This window comes from Curvibacter lanceolatus ATCC 14669 (genome assembly GCF_000381265.1).
In the GTDB taxonomy this organism is placed as follows: domain Bacteria; phylum Pseudomonadota; class Gammaproteobacteria; order Burkholderiales; family Burkholderiaceae_C; genus Curvibacter; species Curvibacter lanceolatus.
Window position 1 is genome coordinate 93,787 of record NZ_KB906271.1, and the last position, 19,700, is coordinate 113,486.

Annotated in this window: 19 protein-coding genes; 5 read left to right on the forward strand and 14 right to left on the reverse strand. The window is 62.1% G+C overall.

Annotated features, from left to right (window positions below; translation table 11 throughout):
• Positions 1–7 precede the first annotated feature (7 nt).
• Positions 8–679: an electron transport complex subunit RsxB gene (gene rsxB / locus F624_RS0124710; RefSeq protein WP_019577060.1), complete on the forward strand. Its 672-nt coding sequence runs from the start codon at positions 8–10 to the stop codon at positions 677–679.
• Positions 680–706: 27 nt separating this feature from the next.
• Here the strand turns inward: rsxB and F624_RS36415 are convergent, their stop codons facing one another.
• The 7 genes from F624_RS36415 to scpA form a co-directional block, all read right to left on the reverse strand.
• Positions 707–3,043 (reverse strand): methyl-accepting chemotaxis protein, encoded by a 2,337-nt coding sequence (locus tag F624_RS36415; protein ID WP_337955958.1) that lies wholly within the window; start codon positions 3,041–3,043, stop codon positions 707–709.
• Positions 3,044–3,309: 266 nt separating this feature from the next.
• Positions 3,310–3,795 (reverse strand): VOC family protein, encoded by a 486-nt coding sequence (locus tag F624_RS0124720; protein WP_019577062.1) that lies wholly within the window; start codon positions 3,793–3,795, stop codon positions 3,310–3,312.
• Between the two features lie 15 nt (positions 3,796–3,810).
• Positions 3,811–5,853 (reverse strand): acetyl-CoA carboxylase biotin carboxylase subunit, encoded by a 2,043-nt coding sequence (locus F624_RS0124725; protein ID WP_019577063.1) that lies wholly within the window; start codon positions 5,851–5,853, stop codon positions 3,811–3,813.
• 148 nt (positions 5,854–6,001) lie between these two features.
• The gene (locus F624_RS0124730; RefSeq protein WP_019577064.1) at positions 6,002–7,534 is read right to left on the reverse strand and encodes an acyl-CoA carboxylase subunit beta; all 1,533 of its coding nucleotides are present in this window, start codon (positions 7,532–7,534) and stop codon (positions 6,002–6,004) included.
• An 87-nt stretch (positions 7,535–7,621) separates the two neighbouring features.
• Positions 7,622–8,632, reverse strand: coding sequence for a methylmalonyl Co-A mutase-associated GTPase MeaB (gene meaB, locus F624_RS0124735; protein ID WP_019577065.1), 1,011 nt, complete (start codon positions 8,630–8,632; stop codon positions 7,622–7,624).
• A 55-nt stretch (positions 8,633–8,687) separates the two neighbouring features.
• Positions 8,688–9,008: a hypothetical protein gene (locus F624_RS0124740; protein ID WP_157443628.1), complete on the reverse strand. Its 321-nt coding sequence runs from the start codon at positions 9,006–9,008 to the stop codon at positions 8,688–8,690.
• 5 nt (positions 9,009–9,013) lie between these two features.
• Positions 9,014–11,191, reverse strand: a complete 2,178-nt coding sequence (scpA, locus tag F624_RS0124745; protein ID WP_019577067.1) for a methylmalonyl-CoA mutase — start codon at positions 11,189–11,191, stop codon at positions 9,014–9,016.
• Between the two features lie 120 nt (positions 11,192–11,311).
• Here scpA and F624_RS0124750 point away from each other — a divergent pair, with 120 nt between their 5' ends.
• A complete protein-coding gene (locus F624_RS0124750) occupies positions 11,312–11,947 on the forward strand; it encodes a GntR family transcriptional regulator (RefSeq protein WP_019577068.1) in 636 nt (211 codons plus the stop codon).
• Positions 11,948–12,039: 92 nt separating this feature from the next.
• Here F624_RS0124750 and dusA read toward each other — a convergent pair whose 3' ends face one another.
• Complete coding sequence (gene dusA, locus F624_RS0124755) at positions 12,040–13,074, reverse strand: tRNA dihydrouridine(20/20a) synthase DusA (protein ID WP_281170953.1); 1,035 nt, start codon at positions 13,072–13,074, stop codon at positions 12,040–12,042.
• Between the two features lie 80 nt (positions 13,075–13,154).
• Here dusA and F624_RS0124760 point away from each other — a divergent pair, with 80 nt between their 5' ends.
• Positions 13,155–14,216, forward strand: coding sequence for a site-specific integrase (locus F624_RS0124760; RefSeq protein WP_019577070.1), 1,062 nt, complete (start codon positions 13,155–13,157; stop codon positions 14,214–14,216).
• A 13-nt stretch (positions 14,217–14,229) separates the two neighbouring features.
• Here F624_RS0124760 and F624_RS36025 read toward each other — a convergent pair whose 3' ends face one another.
• Positions 14,230–15,345, reverse strand: coding sequence for an HNH endonuclease (locus tag F624_RS36025; RefSeq protein ID WP_031256183.1), 1,116 nt, complete (start codon positions 15,343–15,345; stop codon positions 14,230–14,232).
• Positions 15,346–15,792: 447 nt separating this feature from the next.
• Here F624_RS36025 and F624_RS35560 point away from each other — a divergent pair, with 447 nt between their 5' ends.
• Together F624_RS35560 and F624_RS35085 are read left to right on the forward strand one after the other, a co-directional pair.
• Complete coding sequence (locus F624_RS35560) at positions 15,793–16,827, forward strand: DUF6896 domain-containing protein (RefSeq protein WP_211224176.1); 1,035 nt, start codon at positions 15,793–15,795, stop codon at positions 16,825–16,827.
• Positions 16,828–17,167: 340 nt separating this feature from the next.
• Positions 17,168–17,491 (forward strand): hypothetical protein, encoded by a 324-nt coding sequence (locus tag F624_RS35085; RefSeq protein ID WP_157443629.1) that lies wholly within the window; start codon positions 17,168–17,170, stop codon positions 17,489–17,491.
• 88 nt (positions 17,492–17,579) lie between these two features.
• Here F624_RS35085 and F624_RS0124770 read toward each other — a convergent pair whose 3' ends face one another.
• Genes F624_RS0124770 through F624_RS0124790 form a run of 5 tightly spaced genes read right to left on the reverse strand, consistent with a single transcriptional unit; the run spans position 17,580 to position 19,617 of the window.
• Positions 17,580–18,104, reverse strand: a complete 525-nt coding sequence (locus tag F624_RS0124770; protein WP_019577072.1) for a DUF2514 family protein — start codon at positions 18,102–18,104, stop codon at positions 17,580–17,582.
• Positions 18,094–18,603, reverse strand: coding sequence for a lysozyme (locus tag F624_RS0124775; RefSeq protein ID WP_019577073.1), 510 nt, complete (start codon positions 18,601–18,603; stop codon positions 18,094–18,096). Before F624_RS0124775 ends, F624_RS0124770 begins: the two co-directional genes overlap by 11 nt.
• Positions 18,600–18,944 carry a hypothetical protein gene (locus tag F624_RS0124780; RefSeq protein WP_019577074.1) on the reverse strand — a complete coding sequence of 115 codons (345 nt, stop codon included), beginning with the start codon at positions 18,942–18,944 and terminating at the stop codon, positions 18,600–18,602. Before F624_RS0124780 ends, F624_RS0124775 begins: the two co-directional genes overlap by 4 nt.
• On the reverse strand, positions 18,944–19,243 hold the full coding sequence (locus F624_RS0124785; protein WP_043426653.1) for a hypothetical protein: 300 nt from the start codon (positions 19,241–19,243) through the stop codon (positions 18,944–18,946). The genes F624_RS0124780 and F624_RS0124785 overlap by 1 nt, the downstream gene beginning before the upstream one ends.
• Positions 19,240–19,617 carry a hypothetical protein gene (locus F624_RS0124790; RefSeq protein ID WP_019577076.1) on the reverse strand — a complete coding sequence of 126 codons (378 nt, stop codon included), beginning with the start codon at positions 19,615–19,617 and terminating at the stop codon, positions 19,240–19,242. Before F624_RS0124790 ends, F624_RS0124785 begins: the two co-directional genes overlap by 4 nt.
• Positions 19,618–19,700 lie beyond the last annotated feature (83 nt).

Here is a 19,700-nt window from a genome sequence, read left to right on the forward strand (position 1 = left end):
TTGCACGGTGCAGGATCTGATCTCGCGCCTACATGCGGCGCTGCCCCAGACCCAGTGCACCCGCTGCGGCTACCCTGATTGCGAGGCCTATGCCACCGCTGTGGCGCAAGGTGAGGCGGGCATCAACCAATGCCCGCCCGGCGGTGCTGAAGGCGTGGCCCGGCTTGCCGCCATCACGGCCCGGCCGATGTTGCCCCTGAGCGCCGAACACGGCACCGAGGGGCCGCGCACCGTCGCCTTCATCGACGAGGCCTGGTGCATAGGCTGCACCCTGTGCCTGAAGGCCTGCCCCACCGACGCCATCCTGGGCAGCAACAAGCAGATGCACACCGTGATCGAGCCCTGGTGCACCGGGTGTGAACTGTGCATTCCGGTCTGCCCGGTGGACTGCATCGAGCTCGAGGTGGTCAGCGGCGAACGCACCGGCTGGGCCGCCTGGTCAGAGGCCGAGGCGCAAGTCGCCCTGCAACGGTACCGCCAGCATCAAACCCGGCAGGCCCGCGAAAAAGCCGAGAACGATGCCCGCCTGCAGGCCGAAGCCCAGGCCAAGCTCCAGGACATCAGTGCCCACTCGCGCCTGAGCGACCCCACGCAGCTGGAACGCAAACGCGCGCTGATCGAAGCCGCCTTGCAAAAGGCGCGCGCCCGCCGCAACCCAGGCAGCAGCGGCGAAGAATGAGCCCCCTTCGCCACTGAGCCCGCAGGCTCAGGCAGCGGCCAGTGATTTGTAGACCCCGCACCCGATGTAAAGCCCGGGCTGCGGCAAAGCCTGCACAAAAGACATCTTGGTCTGCATGCGCCCTGTGGCGGGGTTGGTGATGTCGTACTCGACCCAACCCGGCGCCGCCCGCGCCCGGTCGATGATGTTGTTGAGCAGCACTTCGCCCTGGATGCCCGGGATGTCTTTCACGTTGCTACCCACCTTGGCCGGATTGCCGCCAAAGGCCCGGTAGGCCCCCGCCTCGTCCAGCACAAACACGTACATGTCACGGTCATGGAAGGGCTGGGCCGGATCGGTGATCTGGCGCATCAGTTGATCCACCGACATCCCCTGCCCCAACTGCACAGCACGCTGCACCAAGGCCTCGGCCTCTTCGGCAGTGCCCTGCTGCAGGGCGAAAGAGGCCACCGAGGCCGACAAGGTGGCAGCCCGGTGCTCCAGCAAAGAGGTCTCCTGCACCGAGGACTCCACCATCTGGGCATTGCGCTGGGTGATCTGGTCCAGTTGCTGAATGGCCAGGGTGATCTCGCTCAGGCTGGCACTTTGTTCGGTACTCAGGGCCGAGATTTCGGCCATGCTGCTGGCCACCGAGCGAATGCCTTCGGTGATGTTGCCGATGCTGGCGCCCGCGGCGCGAATGAGCGAAACACTGCCCTCCACCTGCTCGGACGACGCACTGATCAATTGCCGGATCTCGCGCGCCGAAGCGGCCGAGCGTTGGGCCAGCGACCGCACCTCGGCCGCCACCACGGCAAAGCCGCGACCTTGCTCACCCGCCCGAGCCGCCTCCACGGCCGCATTGAGCGCCAGGATGTTGGTCTGAAAGGCCAGGCTGTCGATCACACCGATGATCTCGCTCATCTTGTGGGCGCTTTGCTGCATGCCCTCGACAGAGGCCACGGCACGCGACATGGCCGAGGCCCCCGACTCGGCATCGTCACGCACCTGCGCCGCGCGGGCGTTGGCCTGCTGGGCAATGCCCGCGTTGTGCTCCACCGTGCTGGCCAGCTCTTCGACGCTGGCCGCCGTCTGTTCGAGGTTGGCGGCCTGCTGCTCGGTGCGGTCCGACAAGTCCTTGCTGCTGACCGCCAGGCTGCCGCCGGCATGGGACACCAGGGCCGAGTTGCTGCGCACATCGGCCACCATGCCCGACAGGGTCTGCGACATGGCCCGCATCAACTGGGCCAGCTCACCCAACTCATCGCGCCCCTGCACGGCCAGCTTGACCTGCAGATTGCCCTCGGCCAAGTGGTGCATCACATCGATCATGGCGCGGAAACTCAGCACAAAGCTGCGGTAGAACGACACCAGCAGGTACAACAACAAGGCAATGCCGAGCACCGTGACCCCAAGCGCCGTGTTGCGCTGCAGGGTCAGGGTACTCACGCGATCCTGGAGCAGGCTGCCAATGGTGCCCAAGACCTTGTTGCCCAGGGCCTGGGCGTCACCAATGGCCTTGGTACCACTGGCAAAGAAATCGCTGGCCTGCAGGCGTGGCTCGCTCAGTTCACCCGAGGCCGGGAAAGCCTGCCGGGCCAGGCGTGCAAAATCATTGCTGCTGGCCAGCGTTTCGCCCACCGGGCCCAGATCAGCCTGGCGCCGTTGCAGGGTCTGCAGGGCAAACTCGACATCCCGCAGCTCCCCTCCCAGGTTGTCCAGCATCATGTGCATGCGCCCGATGCTCAGCGCAGAGGGCTGTGCCTGGGTCAGCAGGCCCGCACCGCTGCCGCGAACCAGACCCAGTCGCTCTGTCCAGGGGATGACGCGCGACACGCTCATGTCGATCAGCAGGTAGGTCACCGGGTCGGGGTCAAACAGCAGGCCGGAGTGTTCGGCCGTCTCATAGGCCATGCGGCGCAAGTCGTCGATCACCGCCGAATGCTCCGCAAAGCTCGCCGCTGCGGCACCTTGGCGCAACTGAGGCAGTCGCTCAAGACGAGGCTGGATGCGGCTCCAGGTGCTGTTCATGTTCAAGGCACCCTGGCTTTGCACGGCGGCATGCACCTCGGCCATGGCCTGCTTCAAACGTTCGGCCGTCTGCTCCAACGCAGGGGTGACCGACGCATTGCCCGACAGCAGGATGTTCATCTGCCCCCGGTGGGTCTGCGTCAAAGTCACCAGTCGCACCACAGGCGCCAGCACCTGAACACCGGCCTGCTCCCCCTGAATGAACTGGATATCGTCATGAAAGCGCTGCAACAACTGCACGCACACCAGCAACAAGGGCACCAGCAGCATGGCGGAGAGCAACAGCAACTTGGCCGGCAGGCGCATGCGCGACATCAAGGCCACACCGGGTCCCCAGAAAGAAAGCGTTCTCATTGCAATGTGTCCCCTTGGTGTGCTGTCACTTTTTAGATGGTCGGATTTTGTAATGCGAGCCTGTGTCCAAACTGACAGAACCTGAGCCAAACTCTCAGGACAAACCCGCGTTCAGTGATTAAATTGCGATCTCAAATGAAATTCAAGTGTTTTTTTATCAATTAAATCTGTTTCTATGGAATCTGAGGTGCTGCTTCGGTGTAAAAAAAAGCCACCCACGCAGGTGGATGGCTTTTGAACTCTGCGCCTGCAGGCGCTACGCGCGATCAGACCGAGGGTGATGCCGCCAGCGCTGCAAAGGCCTTCACCACCTCCTGCGGGGCCTGCACCAGTTCGATCAGCACGCCCTCGCCCGAGATCGGAAACTCCTCGTTGCCCTTGGGGTGCAAAAAGGTGATGTCGAAGCCGGCCGCGCCGCGACGGATACCGCCGGGGGCAAAGCGCACGCCTTGGGCGCTCAACCAATCCACCGCCGCCGGCAGGTCATCGATCCACAAGCCCACGTGGTTCAGCGGTGTGGCATGAACGGCCGGCTTCTTGTCCGGGTCCATGGGCTGCATCAGGTCGACCTCGACCTTGAACGGCCCCTCGCCGATGGCGCAGATGTCTTCATCCACGTTCTCGCGCTCGCTCTTGAAGGTGCCGGTCAGGGTCAGGCCCAGCATGTCCACCCAGAGCTTTTGCAGCCGGGTCTTGTCAGGCCCGCCGATGGCGATCTGCTGGATGCCCAGCACTTTGAAGGGTCGGTTCATGGCTCAAGCCTCCGCTCAGACAAACTCAAGAATGATCTGGTCCACCGCCAGCGACTCGCCCTTGGTGGCCGCAATCTTGCCCACCACGCCGTCTTGCGTGGCAAACAGGATGTTCTCCATCTTCATGGCCTCGATCACCGCCAGCTTCTCACCGGCCTGCACGGTCTGGCCGGGCTGCACGGCCACATCCACCAGCAAGCCGGGCATGGGCGAGAGCAGGAACTTGCTCAGATCGGGCGGCGCCTTGTAAGGCATCAGCTTGTGCAGCTCGGCCGAACGCGGCGACAGCACCAGGGCTTCGATCTGGGTGCCGTTGTGCGACACACGCAGCGCCAGCGGGTTCTTGCCCGAACCGCGCTCCACCTGGGCGGTGAAGGCGGCACCGTTCACCAGGCCCTCGATGCGGATCGCGCCCAGACGGGCACCGCTGCTGAACTGGTAGCCCTTGCCGTCCACGTTCACGGTGCTGGTCAGCGCATCCAGTTCGGTCACCTGCACGGGGTAGTGCACGTGCTGGCCGGCCTTGTCCAGCACCACCACCACGAAGTCTTCACCCAGCTTGGCGCCATGGCCTTCCATCTGCCCGGTGATGCCCGAGGCGCGCTGGCGGTAGCGGCGGTTCTGGAAGGCGGCCAGGGCCACCAGGAAGGCCGGGTCGCTGTGCGGCACGTCTTCGGCGAAGAAACCCTTGCCGTAGTTCTCGGCGATGAAGCCGGTGTTGAAGTCGCCCGACACGAATTTCGGGTGCGCCAGCAAGGCGGCCTGGAAGGGGATGTTGCTGCTGATGCCGCGGATCACAAAGCCGTTCAGGGCTTCACGCATCTTGGCGATCGCGTCGTTGCGGTCGCGCCCATGCACGATGAGCTTGGCGATCATCGAGTCATAGAACATCGGGATCTCGCCACCATCGGTCACCCCGGTATCCACGCGCACGCCGAACAGCTTGTCGGTGTTGCTCTGGAACATGGTCTCCGGCGGGGTCTGGAAGCGCACCAGGCGGCCCGTGGAGGGCAGGAAGTTGCGGAACGGGTCTTCGGCGTTGATGCGGCACTCGATGGCCCAGCCGTCGCGCTTCACCTCGGCCTGGGTCAGGGGCAGCTTCTCGCCGGCGGCCACGCGGATCATCAGCTCCACCAGGTCCAGCCCGGTGATGCACTCGGTCACCGGGTGCTCCACCTGGAGGCGGGTATTCATCTCGAGGAAGTAGAAGCTCTGGTCTTTGCCCACCACGAACTCGACCGTGCCCGCGCTCTGGTACTTCACGGCCTTGGCCAGGGCCACGGCCTGCTCGCCCATGGCCTTGCGGGTTTCGTCGCTGATGAAGGGGCTCGGGGCCTCTTCGATCACCTTCTGGTGCCGGCGCTGGATGGAGCACTCGCGCTCGTTCAGATAGATCACGTTGCCGTGCGAGTCGCCCAGCACCTGGATTTCGATGTGGCGCGGCTCTTCGACAAACTTCTCGATGAACACGCGGTCATCGCCAAAGCTGTTGCGGGCTTCGTTCTGGCAGCTGGCAAAGCCCTCAAAGGCTTCCTTGTCATTGAAGGCCACGCGCAAGCCCTTGCCCCCCCCACCGGCCGAGGCCTTGATCATGACGGGGTAGCCGATGCCCTTGGCGATCTCAACCGCCTGCTCGGGGCCGCTGATGGCGTCGTTGTAGCCCGGGATGGTGTTGACCTTGGCCTCATTGGCCAGCTTCTTGGAGGCGATCTTGTCGCCCATGGCGGCGATCGAGAAATGGCGCGGGCCGATGAAGGCCATGCCCTCGTCTTCCACGCGCTTGGCAAAGGCCTCGTTCTCGCTCAGAAAGCCGTAGCCGGGGTGGATGGCCTCGGCGCCCGTGGCCTTGGCTGTGGCAATGATCTTGTCGGCCACCAGGTAGCTCTCGCGGCTGGGCGCCGGGCCCAGCAGCACGGCCTCGTCGGCCAGCGCCACGTGGCGGGCTTCCTTGTCGGCTTCGGAGTACACCGCCACGGTGGCGATGCCCATCTTCTTGGCGGTGGCAATCACACGGCAGGCGATTTCACCACGATTGGCAATGAGGATTTTCTTAAACACGGGCAGCTCCCTTCGTGGTGAATTCGCCTGCACGCACTGCGTGCGTCAAGCAATTTGCAGAAACGTTTGCTGCGCAACCGTTTTCGCCCCGGTTCGCAATCAGGATTTTTTTAAACATGTTCGGATTCCTTCTTCGTCGTGGCGGTGATCAGAGCGGGATGTTCCCGTGCTTGCGCCACGGGTTCTCAAGCTTCTTGTCCTTCAGCATGACCAGCGAACGGCAGATGCGCTTGCGGGTCTCGGAGGGCAGGATCACGTCATCGATGAAGCCACGGGCACCTGCCACAAAGGGGTTGGCGAAACGGGCTTTGTACTCGGCCTCTTTGGCGGCCAGCTTGACCGGGTCGCCCTTGTCTTCGCGGAAGATGATCTCCACCGCGCCCTTGGCGCCCATCACGGCGATCTCGGCATTCGGCCAGGCAAAGTTGACGTCGCCACGCAGGTGCTTGGAGGCCATCACGTCGTAAGCGCCGCCATAGGCCTTGCGGGTGATCACGGTGATCTTGGGCACGGTGCACTCGGCGTACGCGTACAGCAGCTTGGCGCCGTGCTTGATGATGCCGCCGTACTCCTGGCTGGTGCCGGGCATGAAGCCGGGTACGTCGACAAAGGTCACCACCGGGATGTTGAAGGCGTCGCAGAAGCGCACAAAGCGCGCGGCCTTGATCGAGCTCTTGATGTCCAGGCAGCCGGCCAGCACCAGGGGCTGGTTGGCCACGATGCCCACGGTCTGCCCATCCATGCGGGCAAAGCCGATGATGATGTTCTTGGCGTACTCGGGCTGCAGTTCGAAGAAGTCGCCATCGTCCACGGTCTTGACGATCAGCTCCTTCATGTCATAGGGCTTGTTCGGGTTGTCGGGCACCAGGGTGTCCAGGCTCTTGTCCTGGCGGTCCACCGGGTCGCCGCTCTTGCGCACGGGGGCTTTCTCACGGTTGTTCAGCGGCAGGTAGTTGTAGAGGCGGCGCAGCATCAGCAGGGCCTCCACATCGTTCTCGAAGGCCATGTCGGCCACACCGCTCTTGGTGGTGTGGGTCACGGCACCGCCCAGCTCTTCGGCCGTCACCTCTTCGTGGGTCACGGTCTTCACCACTTCGGGGCCGGTCACGAACATGTACGAGCTGTCTTTCACCATGAAGATGAAATCGGTCATGGCGGGCGAATACACCGCGCCACCGGCCGAGGGGCCCATGATCATGCTGATCTGCGGGATCACGCCGCTGGCCAGCACGTTCTTCTGGAACACGTCGGCATAGCCGCCCAGCGAGGCCACACCCTCTTGAATGCGCGCACCACCCGAGTCGTTGAGGCCGATCACCGGGGCACCCACCTTCATGGCCTGGTCCATGATCTTGCAGATCTTCTCGGCATGGGCCTCGGACAAGGCACCGCCGAAGACTGTGAAGTCCTGGCTGAAGACGAAGACCAGGCGGCCATTGATCATGCCGTAGCCCGTGACCACGCCGTCACCCGGGATCTTGTTGTCGGCCATGCCGAAATCGGCGCAGCGGTGTTCGACAAACATGTCCCACTCTTCAAACGTGCCCTCGTCCAGCAGCAGCTCGATGCGCTCGCGCGCGGTCAGCTTGCCTTTGGCATGTTGCGAGTCGATGCGCTTTTGCCCGCCGCCGAGTCGGGCGGCTGCGCGCTTGCTTTCGAGTTGCGCCAGGATGTCTTGCATGGTGTCTTCTCTCTTTGCTCCGGATGGATTCTGGAAATGAGGGGGTTGGATCGGTTGGATCAGTTGAACTGGAAAGCCTGCAGGGGCTCAGCCACTGTGGCGGCTGGCCGCCAGCAGTTGACGCGCCGCGGTGGAGGCGGGCAACAGCCCCTGGGCCACCTCGTCGGTGAAGCGGGGCAGCAGAGCCTGCACCTGCGGGTGGGCACGGAAGGCCTGCTTGAGGCCGGCGTCGATGCGCTCCCACATCCAGGCCAGCGACTGGCTCTGGCGGCGCGACTGCAGGCGCCCATTGGCACCCTGCAAGCGGCGGAACTCGCTCACCGCGGCCCAGAAGGCATCCACGCCCTGCCCCAGCAAGGCACTGAGCTGCACCACCTGCGGGTGCCACAAGGCCTCGTCATGGTGGGCGTGCTCGGGGTTGCCGTGCAGGCCCAGCAGGCGCAGCGATGAGGTGATCTGGGCCTGGGCCCGGGTGGCCGCATGCACGTCGATGTCGGCCTTGTTGATGACCACCAGGTCGGCGATCTCCATCACGCCTTTCTTGATGGCCTGCAGGTCGTCGCCGGCATTGGGCAGTTGCATCAGCACGAACATGTCGGTCATGCCGGCCACGGCGATCTCGCTCTGGCCCACGCCCACGGTCTCGACGATGACCACGTCATAGCCGGCCGCCTCGCACACCAGCATGGCCTCGCGGGTTTTTTCGGCCACGCCGCCCAGGGTGCCGCTGCTGGGGCTGGGGCGGATGTAGGCGCGCTCGTGCACCGACAGGTGCTCCATGCGGGTCTTGTCACCCAGGATGGAGCCGCCCGAGACGGTGCTGGAGGGGTCGACCGCCAGCACGGCCACGCGGTGGCCCTGGCCGATCAGGTACAGGCCCAGCGCCTCGATGAACGTGCTTTTGCCCACGCCGGGCACGCCGCTGATGCCCAGGCGAAACGAGCGCCCGGTGTGCGGCAGCATGGCCGTCAGCAACTCATCGGCCTGGGCCCGGTGGTCGGCCCGGGTGGATTCCAGCAGCGTGATGGCCTTGGCCATGGCACGCCGCTGCACCGCAGGGGAGCCGCTCAGGATGCCTTCAAGCAAAGGGGTCTGCATGGTGGGGGTCAAAGGTGAAAAAGGGGCGCTTCAAACGCGGGCAGCCACAAAGGGCTCAGTCCTGGGCCGCACCGGGGTCGGCAGGCCGGGGCGTGCCCTGGGCGCTGTCGGTCAACAGGCGGGCGCGCAGCAGGGCTTGCAGCTTCTTCTGCAGCGGCGAACCCTCGGCACCGAGCTTGACGCCACGCTGCGCGCTCAGGCGCAGGGAGGCCAAGGCATCCGCGGCCTGGTGCCGCACCGGGTGGGCCGGTCGGCGCCCCAGCGAGCGCTCGACGGCCATCACGATGTACTGCGACTTCGACAGGCCCAGTCTGCGGGCCGCTTCATCGACCTCGCGCTCCAGCGCCGGGTCCATGCGAACTGCGACATGGCTCATGCGCTTCAGCCCTGCTGTGCCTTGCGGATCTGCTCCAGCACGTCCTTGGCGCTGGCCGGGATGGGGGTGCCCGGGCCATACACGCCCTTGACACCGGCCTCGTACAAGAAGTCGTAATCCTGCTTGGGGATCACGCCGCCCACGAACACGATGATGTCGTCGGCGCCCTGGTCCTTGAGCGACTGGATGATGGCCGGCACCAGCGTCTTGTGGCCGGCGGCCAGGGTGGACACGCCCACGGCGTGCACGTCGTTTTCGATGGCCTGGCGGGCGCATTCTTCGGGGGTCTGGAACAGCGGGCCCATGTCCACGTCAAAGCCCAGGTCGGCAAAGGCCGTGGCCACCACCTTGGCGCCGCGGTCGTGGCCGTCCTGGCCCAGCTTGGCGATCATCACGCGCGGGCGGCGACCCTGCTCGTCGGCAAAGGCGGCGATCTCGCTCTTGAGCTTGTCCCAGCCTTCGGCCGAGTCGTAGGCGGCGGCGTAGACGCCGGTCACCTTCTGCGTGTCGGCACGGTGGCGGCCGTAGATCTTTTCGAGCGCATCCGACACCTCACCCACCGTGGCGCGCAGGCGGATGGCCTGGATGGCCAGCTCCAGCAGGTTGCCGTTGCCGCTTTCGGCCGCGGCCGTCAGGGCGTCCAGCGCAGCCTGCACGGCCGCACTGTCGCGGGTGGCGCGGATCTGCTTGAGGCGCTCGATCTGGCCGTCACGCACCTTGACGTTGTCCACCTCCAGGATGTCGATCGCGTCTTCGGTCTTGAGCTTGTACTTGTTGACGCCCACGATCACATCTTTGCCCGAATCGATGCGGGCCTGCTTCTCGGCGGCGGCCGCCTCGATCTTGAGCTTGGCCCAGCCGCTGTCCACGGCCTTGGTCATGCCGCCCATGGCCTCGACCTCTTCGATGATCTTCCAGGCGGCATCGGCCATGTCCTGGGTCAGCTTTTCCATCATGTAGCTGCCGGCCCAGGGGTCGATCACGTTGGTGATGTGGGTTTCTTCCTGGATGATCAGCTGGGTGTTGCGCGCAATGCGGGCGCTGAACTCGGTGGGCAGTGCAATCGCCTCGTCAAAGCTGTTGGTGTGCAGGCTTTGCGTGCCGCCAAACACCGCGGCCATGGCCTCGATGGTGGTGCGCACCACGTTGTTGTAGGGGTCTTGCTCGGTCAGCGACCAGCCCGAGGTCTGGCAGTGGGTGCGCAGCATCAGGCTCTTGGGGTTCTTGGCGTCAAAGCCCTTCATGATGCGGCACCACAGCAGGCGGGCCGCCCGCATCTTGGCCACTTCGAGGTAGAAGTTCATGCCGATGGCCCAGAAGAAGCTCAGGCGGCCGGCAAACCCGTCCACATCCATGCCCTTGGCGATGGCGGTCTTCACATACTCCTTGCCGTCGGCCAGGGTGAAGGCCAACTCCAGCGCCTGGTTGGCACCGGCCTCTTGCATGTGGTAGCCCGAGATGCTGATCGAGTTGAACTTCGGCATGTTCTGGGCCGTGTACTCGATGATGTCGCCGATGATCTTCATCGACGGCTGCGGCGGGTAGATGTAGGTGTTGCGCACCATGAACTCTTTCAGAATGTCGTTCTGAATGGTTCCGGACAGCTTGTCCTGGCTCACGCCCTGCTCTTCGGCAGCCACCACATAGCCGGCCAGCACCGGCAGCACGGCGCCGTTCATGGTCATGGAGACCGACACCTTGTCGAGCGGGATCTGGTCGAACAGGATCTTCATGTCCTCGACCGAATCGATCGCCACGCCGGCCTTGCCCACGTCGCCCGTGACACGGGGGTGATCGCTGTCGTAGCCGCGGTGGGTGGCCAGGTCAAAGGCCACGGACACGCCTTGGCCGCCAGCGGCCAAGGCCTTGCGGTAGAAGGCGTTCGACTCTTCGGCGGTCGAAAAGCCAGCGTACTGGCGGATCGTCCAGGGGCGCACCGCGTACATCGTGGCCTGCGGGCCGCGCAGGAAAGGCTCAAAACCCGGCAAGGTGTTGGCGTACGGCAGGTCGGCCGTGTCGGCCGCCGTGTACAACGGCTTCACACTGATACCGTCGGGCGTCATCCAGTTCAAGGCATTCACGTCACCCCCGGGGGCCGACTTGGCGGCAGCCTTGGCCCAGGCTTCCAGCGAGCTGGCGGCAAATTCAGGGTGGGACGGCTTGGCAGACTGGGAATCACTCATGACGAAAGCTTCTCCGAAGGGGCTTGGGGTGTTGGCTCAGGGTATCCCTGCTTAATCCAGCAGTTTACATCATTCATAATTATTGATTCAAAATATTCCACGCACCTTACAATCTGCGCCATGTCCGCCCTCACCCTCACGCCCAAAGCCCTGTACGAAGAAGTGGCCGAGCTCCTTCGCCAGCGCATCTTCCAGCGCGAGCTCGAACCCGGCAGCTGGATCGACGAGCTGAAGATCGCGCAAGAATTCGGCATCAGCCGCACGCCGCTGCGCGAGGCCATCAAGGTGCTGGCCGCCGAAGGCCTGGTGACCATGAAGGTGCGCCGTGGCGCCTATGTGACCGAGGTGAATGAAAAAGACCTGCGCGACGTCTACCACCTGCTGAGCCTGCTCGAAAGCGATGCGGCCGGCGAGGTGGCCGACCACGCCACGCCCGCCCAGATGCAAGAGATCCAGGCCCTGCACGACGAACTTGAAAAAGCCGCGGACGACCGCGAGCGCTTCTTTCAGCTCAACGAGCGCATCCACCTGCGCATCCTGGAGATCGCAGACAACCGCTGGCGCCTGCAGATGGTGACCGACCTGCGCAAGGTCATGAAGCTGAACCGCCACAACTCGCTGCTCAAGCGCGGCCGCATTGCCGAATCACTGCAAGAGCACCGCGACATCACCGCCGCCATCACGGGCCGCGACGGCCATGCCGCCGCCCAGCGCATGCGCGCCCACTTCAGCAACGGGCTCGAAGCCGCAGCCTGACGTGGCCTGATGCGGCCGCCCGCCCCTTGCGCCAGGGCCGGGCCACTCCCCCCTCTAGACGGGGTCGATCCTTTGATTTGACAGGACCCGGATCAGACCGGGCTGGCCGCCTCGGCGCCCGCGTGAGCCAACGCCATCACCTCATGGGGCGTGTGGACGCGCAGACGGTGGTCGCTCCAGACCTGGCGCCAGCGCCGCGCCCCCGGCAGGCCATTGCGCAGGCCCAGCATGTGCCGGGCCATGGTGTGCCACGGCGTGCCGTGCTCGGCCTGCTCGCGCGCCATGTGGTCGCACATCAGGCGCTCCACATCTTCGCGGGTCTGCGCGTTGGGCTCGGCCCCCCAAAAGCGCTCGTCCCAATCGGCCATCACCCAGGGGTTGTGGTAGGCCTCACGCCCCACCATCACACCGTCCACCTGCTCCAGATGGGCCTGCACCTGCTCGTTGAGCGTGATGCCCCCATTGACCGCAATCGTCAGGCCCGGAAACTCCTGCTTCAGCCGGTAGACCATCTCATAGCGCAGCGGCGGAATCTCGCGGTTCTCTTTGGGGCTCAGCCCCTTCAACCAGGCGTTGCGCGCATGCACGATGAACACCTTGCACCCCGCCTCGCTCACTGTGCCTACAAAGTCGCGCACAAACTCATAGCTTTCGATGCGGTCAATGCCGATGCGGTGCTTGACCGTGACCGGCACACGCTGCACAGCATCCAGCATGGCCTTCACTCCATCAGCCACCAGACCGGCCTCGGCCATCAAACAGGCCCCAAAAGCCCCGCGCTGCACCCGCTCGCTGGGGCAACCGCAGTTCAGGTTGATCTCGTCATAGCCCCACTGCTCGCCCAAGCGGGCACAGTGCGCCAGATCCGCCGGCTCACTGCCGCCCAACTGCAAGGCCACCGGGTGCTCTTCAGCGTGGTAGCGCAGATGCCGCGCCACATCGCCATGGATCAAGGCGCCCGTGGTCACCATCTCGGTGTAGAGCAAGGTGTGGCGGGTGATCAGGCGGTGCAGGACACGGCAATGGCGGTCGGTCCAATCCATCATCGGCGCGACACTCAGCCGGTGCATGCTGTGGGAGGGCTGTTCTCCTCTGAAAACGTCACCTGGGGTGCCTGTCTGATTCACGTTGAATTACCTGTTTTTGGGGTCTTTTTGGGCTGCCAGTGCTACATTTAGTGCTACAAAAACTTCATGTAGCACTGACAATGGGCTCAATTGTCTCACGCAAGAGAAAAGACGGTTCGGTGGGTCACACAGCCCAGATCCGGCTGAAAGACGGCGGCAAGGTCATCTACACCGAGGCCCAGACCTTTGACCGCAAACCTGCAGCTCAAGCTTGGCTGAAGAAGCGTGAAACCGAGCTGGCGGTACCTGGGGCACTCGTCAAGCCCAGCGACCCGATGCTTAAGGATGTGATCGACCAATACTGCGCCGACACCCTGCGGCCCCATGGCAAGACAAAGGATCAGGTGCTACGCACTATCCGCAATGCCCCAATTGGCGAACTGCGATGCTCCGAGATCACCAGCCAGGAACTGGTCAGATTCGCCCAGTCGATCGAGGCCCAGCCCTCAACCCGCGGCAACTACCTCTCCCACCTGGCCGCCGTCATAAGCGTGGCCAAGCCGGCCTGGGGCTACCCCCTGGAAAAGCAGGCCATTGATGACGCTCGCACCGTACTCACCAAGCTGGGAGTGACCGGAAGGTCAAGACAACGCACCCGCCGCCCTACCCTCGACGAACTCGACCGATTGATGACCCACTACCAAGCCGCCGAGTTGAAGCGCAAGGACATCATCCCCATGACCCGGCTGATCCCCTTCGCAATCTTCAGCACCCGGCGCCAGGAGGAGATCACCCGCCTGCAGGGCAAGGACCTTGATCGGGCCAACTTGGAAATCATCGTGCGAGACATGAAGAACCCCGGAGAGAAGATCGGCAATGACGTGCGCGTCACCCTCACACCCGAGGCCTTGAAATTGATCGAGCTGCAACCCAAGACCGATGGCGTCATCTGGCCTTACAACGCCGAATCGGTCAGCGCCTCATTCACCCGGGCTTGCGCCCTGCTCGGAATTGAGGATCTGCATTTTCATGATCTGCGACATGAGGGAGTCAGCAGGCTGTTTGAGATGGGCTGGACCATTCCTCGGGTAGCGAGTGTGTCGGGGCATCGGTCGTGGAGCAGCTTGAAGCGATATACCCATTTGAGACAAGCCGGGGACAGGTACGCTGGCTGGAAATGGCTCGACCGAGTTGCCCCATGAATACCCTAGGGCCTCAATTGAGGGGCTCGATCTCGGCCAAGTACTCCGTCAACTCGGCGTTGCGTCGGTTGCCATCGAGGCCATGGTGAATCTCTCGATGGCAGGTCGGACAGATCGCACCAACAAACCGGGGATGGTCCAGCCCCCCATCAGAAACGCGCGTCGTATGGTGCGGCTCAAGGTAAGGGCAGCCATCGACGCGCTTGAATGGCGCAGGTTCGTGACAGGACTCACACTCGCCGCGCGAGCGGAGCAGGACATAGTCACGAACAGCTCTGCTGCGAACATACAGCTTCTTCTTTGCCTCTTTGCCACCACCTCCCTCATTGGCACCAAACGCCGATAGAGCTCGCTTCCGGGCGTCCGTTAGATCCGGCATCGGTGAACTCAAGGGAATTTCGTCGACTACATCAAGTGGCACTTCATCGATCTCCCTACCTACCGGGACCAAATGGAACACGATGGTCCGTCGATCGTTCCCCTCTCGATCTAGGCCACGTTGAAAGTTGTGGTTCACGTAGGTGAATTCTCCGACGTATTTCTGCCCCTTACCCTTCCCGAGGGACTCAAACACATGCAGCGCGCGACCATCCCGGGCATGATTGGTGATCGAGAGGTTGCCTTTAGTGATTTGCATATCACCGACCTGCCCTTCGCCGGTGTAGGAGAACACGCCGTCGGCATCAAACGCATCGCGATAGCCGTACTGCTCACCCGAGTCGCCAGTGAACAAGAATATTGCCGGCGTTCGACTAGACGGAGAAATGCCACTCTGACGACTGCCACCATATGGCACGTTGATGTCAGGTAGGCGGTCATAGACCCTTCCGACTACAAATCTTGGGGCCTCCAGCGGACCAACTACCGCATGCTCAATAGCCACAACTTCGAAGCCGCGAGCCTTGAGGTATTCGTTTGATTGGCGCCCCCCCGAAAAACTGCCTACCGGTACACTGGTCGCCATCGAGATGATTTTCTTCGGCGGGTACCGAAGCCCGAGATGCACAAGAGCAAACTTTTGACTTGCACTAGATTCCCAGCCGCTCCACTGAGGCAATGGCCGCAGATTGGCATCAAACAACCGCAAAGCATCTTCCAGCACCACTCGTGCCACATCAGGCAATACCAATTGCTTTCCCCTTTGTTAAATTCCCGACCAGTTCTAAAGGAATCGAAACGATCGACTCGTTCATGCCAACCCCTACCAGTAGTTGGGCGCACTCACCAGAAGGTACCACATTCAAAAGCAGGTCCCCGTAAGCATGAGTGCAACCTCCGCCAACAGCAGTTCAACTCCAATTCACAAGCAACATATGCCTATACCGATGGTTGCAACTGCATGTACGCACTGGAACGTCGGGATCAAAATTTCAAATGCTAGCGCATGCAATCACACAAACCAGAACATCATTTTCAGCATAACCCTCGATATCATAATTCAAATATTAAAATCACAGGCCACCCCCGATGAATTTACGATAATTCTTCACAGGCCCACCCAAATGATCCTAGAATCTTTTGACATCGCCATTCACCTCACCTCCAAGCCGTCGCCTACCCAAAAAAGCCAGCAACAATGAACAGTCAACTTGCGCAGCTGATTTCAGATTATCAAGCAGCAGTCAATTTCTCCGTCCTTCAGATGTCGAAGTCTGGAATAGAGATACCATCCAGCAACACCGAATGGCTTGAGCTCAAAATTCCTGCTCATGGAGAGTTGAAAGATGGCATCAGATACTTTAAACATGGATTCGGTTGTCGAATTTACCTACCAGAAGGCGAGGTAGATTTTGATTTTGGCAAAAGAGGTGAGATTGACGGAATCGATGAATGGCGGCTATGGGACTTTTCACAAAAAAGATTGAAATCTTATGGATTCGAAACAAAGCAAGCTCTCGCCGAATGCTTTTTGAATGCTCTCGAGAAAGGTACGCTTGTTGCGTCAACGCCCACCTTCTGCCACGTAGTTGACTCAGTGAAACTACTGGGTTCAAAAGTGGCAGCCACCTTGACAACAGGTTGTGGCTTACCCCATTGGAACCATGACAGCATACAGATGCTGTCCTCGCAATGTTTTACATCAGCAGACCTAATGCTCGATCACTACAGATCAATTGATGCTCTCTGGACAAAAAATGGTGAACTCAATAGTTCTAATTCACTCAAGTTTAGGGTTTACCTCCTTTCTTGGCTCAGCTATTTAAACACAACAATTGAAGGATTTGAAACTATTAATATCTGGCTTCTTCTTAAACACAAGCGACCCACAATATTCCATGAACTAACTACTAAGTGCGGAAAAATAGGGAAGTTAGTAAAGCGGCATGCCGACGACTTACGAAAACTGCGTAACGACACCTTTCACCTTAAAAATGATAACGACGCCATCACCCGCTTCTTCTCAGACGATGGAGAAAGACTGGAGTGGGCCAAAGAGCTGCACGCCGCTTTCGATTCCTTCCTCTCAGAATATCGATCCCTCACGGAAACATACTACATAATCAATGGACGTTATGGTGAGAGTCAGATGATTCAAGAGGGTAAGAGGCGCAAAAAAAAGAGGATAGAAAAGGCAGCAACAAAACTGAAGGCAATAAAAATCACCCAGTAGCCCTCGATGACACAGGGACGGCGTGGCTTGAGTGTGCGCAGTGGAGCGACCGCAATCGTCGCTATCTACCGTCAAGGTTGTCGGACTGATCCTGGGCTTCTTTTCCGCCAGATTCAAATCGTTCTCGGCCGAGTTCTGACCACCTACCACAGAAGGCGCAAGCAATCTTTGGGTCAACCGTCAGTCAGGTGACATGCATACGATGTTGACAGACTCTCAACCCTTCTCCAAAGGCATGGGAGAGGAAAAAACATCGACAAACAGCACCGCATCGGTATCGCATCCTGGTATGGTTTGAGCTCCGTATCTTGGATGTATCAAGACAATGAAGAGAGCTTTCTTGACTGCCGCCATCGCGGCAATTTCGTTCGGTACCGTTTCAAACGCCATGGCTGAAGCATTTCCCGCTACAGTGGCGTTTCGTAAGGCAGCAACAGGGCCCGGCTATGTACTGGTCATCAATACGACCGTGAAACAAGATGTGCCCGCCACCCTGACTGTTACCAGTGGGGCCTTGGGATCTGTCAATCGACGTACAGTGAATTTAACTTGGCGACATCCCACTCAATTGGGGTATTTAGAGGGCATGACGGTTTATCCCGGTGATCACATCGAACTAGCCAACAACTACTACGAGACACTGGCTGTCGACCTGCCTAGGTGAAGCTATCACGCCCTCGGTTCTGGTCTTCCCACAACATTCGCCCGATTTGTACTTCTGGAGCTCAGAAAAAGGCGAGCGCCGTCAAGGGCTATCCTCCAGGGGAATTCAGCATGTCATATGCGGCCTCACAGGCCAGCCCCCTCACTCGGGCTTCATCAGCCACTGCCGCCAGCTCTCCCGCTCTTTCATCAGCGCGTCTGAACAGCTCGGCAAGCAAATCGACGGCGGGGCTTGCGTCTGCCTGGCACTGGCCGGCAGCGGCGGCCGCTGAGGCGCTGGCACGCTGACGCTCGACGTAGGCGGCAAGCTCGCGCTGCAGCCGCTGGCCAGCATCACGGGCACGGTCCACAGCCACGCGGGACTGCGCCAGATCGGCCTGGGCCCGGGTTTCGATTTCAGAGACTTGATCACGGTATTGCCGCTCCAGTTGACGGTTGGTTTCTGAGGCCACACGGGCCAGGCGTTCGTTTTCAGCCTGCTGGGTGGCTTGCTGGGTCCGAGCCTCAGCCACCTCGAGCTGCGCCCCACGAAGGCGCCAGGTTTGAACAGCCGCAGTGCTGGCCAACGCAAGCACCAGGACCTGCAGAGAGGCCCTTTTGACGCTATCGAGCATGGGCGACCTCCTGCAGTTGGCCGAGGCACACCTCCAGCTCCGCCCCGCGCCGGTCCACCAGGCCGCGCAGGGTCACCAACTCGCCCTGCACCCGGGCCTTGACCCAACGCGAGAGCTGCTCGCACCCGGCCTGGGCCTGCCCCGCATTGAAGAGGCGAGCCAGGGTCGACCCGGCGAGCGCCTCTTCGCCCAGGTTGTAGGTGAAGTCAATCAGGGCGGCCCGCTGCCAGGGCGTGAGCGGCACCCGGATCTGGCGGGACACGGCAGCATCTGCGATGCGCAGGTGCTTGTCGCGCAGCGCGTCGCACTCGGCCGGCGTGTAGGTCTTGCCCAGCACCACGTCCTTGCCCGTGATGCCCTCGCACACCGTCAGGATGCCCACCGGGTCGCGGTACGGCGTGAAGCGGCGGCCCTCGTACCAGGTGGCCAGCACACCAGCCAGGGCAATGGCGCCGCCACTGGCGGCTTGGATCAGGCGTTTCTTGAGAAGGTCGTTCATTTGGGAGGAGCCCCTGTTTTGATGGTCAGGAAGGCGCCCCAGGTGACGGCAGCGAGCGCCACCAGCGCGGTGATGGGCTTGGCCAGGGCGCCGATCCAGTTCAGCACCTTGAAGGCGCCCTTCATGGCCCCGAAGAACTCCACGATTTCGGCGGTGTTGGACTCGGTGCGGATCGTGGCGCTGGTGTTCTCCGCCAGGTCAGCCCGAAGGCTGGCCATGGTCTCGTCCCCGGTGGCCAGGCGAACGCGGATGGTTTGGAGCTCGGCCTCGACGGCTGCCAGGCGCTCGGCTTCGGTGGCTGGGGAAGCGACCGGTGCAGGTAAGGTTTGCTCGTCCAGCATCACACCCCCTTGGCCTGGTCGCAGTGGCCCGCATCGAGCCGGTCCAGCAGCCGGCACAGCACGCAGCCCCACGCCCTGCCCTCATCCCGTGCCCGGGCCGCCCGGCTGCTCACGGTCTCGCGCTCATCGCCATTGGCCGCGACGTTGAACACCCGATCAAATGCCCGCGCAATGCCCCAGGCCCGGCCCGGGTTCGTGGCCACGGCCCAGAGGTAACGCACCAGGGCCGCCAATGGCGCCAGGGCCACCACGGGCAGCAGCATGAGGAGGTACACCCGTTGAGACGCCTTTTGGTTCATGGCCGCTCCCCTGCTTGCACCGGGGCACCCAGGATCTTCTCCACGTCGACCGCGTGGCCTGCTTGCACCAGCAGGGCAAGAGCCGCGGGAAGGTCAGCACGGTCAAGATCAATGAAGCCCCGCACCGAGCAGTCCTTGACCAGGGCCTGCACCGCAGGGCTCGGGTCGGCCAGGATGGCCCATTTGGCGGGGCCGAAGCGATCGAAGAAGCTGCCCACCGCCACATGCCGGGGCACAGCCACCACCGGGTCATCGGGTGCGGGCCCGAGCAACTCGAAGCGCCCCGCATGGTGTTCGGTGACAAACGCATCGTCGGCCACCACGGTGTTCAGGATGGCGCCATCGGCGCCCAGAATGTTGTAAAGGTGTCGCATGGTTCTGCCTTACGAGAGTCAGGGAGTGAGATCAGCAAAGAAGCGAAGGAACGCCAAGCCGCTGCCGCCCGCGCCGCTGCGGC

Coding starts and splice junctions, on each gene's coding strand:
- F624_RS0124750 (WP_019577068.1), top strand. CDS start 11,312: ATGTCCGCCCTCACCCTCACGCCCAAAGCCCTGTACGAAGAAGTGGCC.
- scpA (WP_019577067.1), bottom strand. CDS start 11,191: ATGAGTGATTCCCAGTCTGCCAAGCCGTCCCACCCTGAATTTGCCGCC.
- F624_RS0124770 (WP_019577072.1), bottom strand. CDS start 18,104: ATGCTCGATAGCGTCAAAAGGGCCTCTCTGCAGGTCCTGGTGCTTGCG.
- F624_RS0124740 (WP_157443628.1), bottom strand. CDS start 9,008: ATGAGCCATGTCGCAGTTCGCATGGACCCGGCGCTGGAGCGCGAGGTC.
- F624_RS0124775 (WP_019577073.1), bottom strand. CDS start 18,603: ATGAACGACCTTCTCAAGAAACGCCTGATCCAAGCCGCCAGTGGCGGC.
- F624_RS0124790 (WP_019577076.1), bottom strand. CDS start 19,617: ATGCGACACCTTTACAACATTCTGGGCGCCGATGGCGCCATCCTGAAC.
- F624_RS0124720 (WP_019577062.1), bottom strand. CDS start 3,795: ATGAACCGACCCTTCAAAGTGCTGGGCATCCAGCAGATCGCCATCGGC.
- F624_RS0124780 (WP_019577074.1), bottom strand. CDS start 18,944: ATGCTGGACGAGCAAACCTTACCTGCACCGGTCGCTTCCCCAGCCACC.
- F624_RS36415 (WP_337955958.1), bottom strand. CDS start 3,043: ATGAGAACGCTTTCTTTCTGGGGACCCGGTGTGGCCTTGATGTCGCGC.
- meaB (WP_019577065.1), bottom strand. CDS start 8,632: ATGCAGACCCCTTTGCTTGAAGGCATCCTGAGCGGCTCCCCTGCGGTG.
- F624_RS0124730 (WP_019577064.1), bottom strand. CDS start 7,534: ATGCAAGACATCCTGGCGCAACTCGAAAGCAAGCGCGCAGCCGCCCGA.
- F624_RS35560 (WP_211224176.1), top strand. CDS start 15,793: ATGAACAGTCAACTTGCGCAGCTGATTTCAGATTATCAAGCAGCAGTC.
- F624_RS0124785 (WP_043426653.1), bottom strand. CDS start 19,243: ATGAACCAAAAGGCGTCTCAACGGGTGTACCTCCTCATGCTGCTGCCC.
- F624_RS0124760 (WP_019577070.1), top strand. CDS start 13,155: ATGGGCTCAATTGTCTCACGCAAGAGAAAAGACGGTTCGGTGGGTCAC.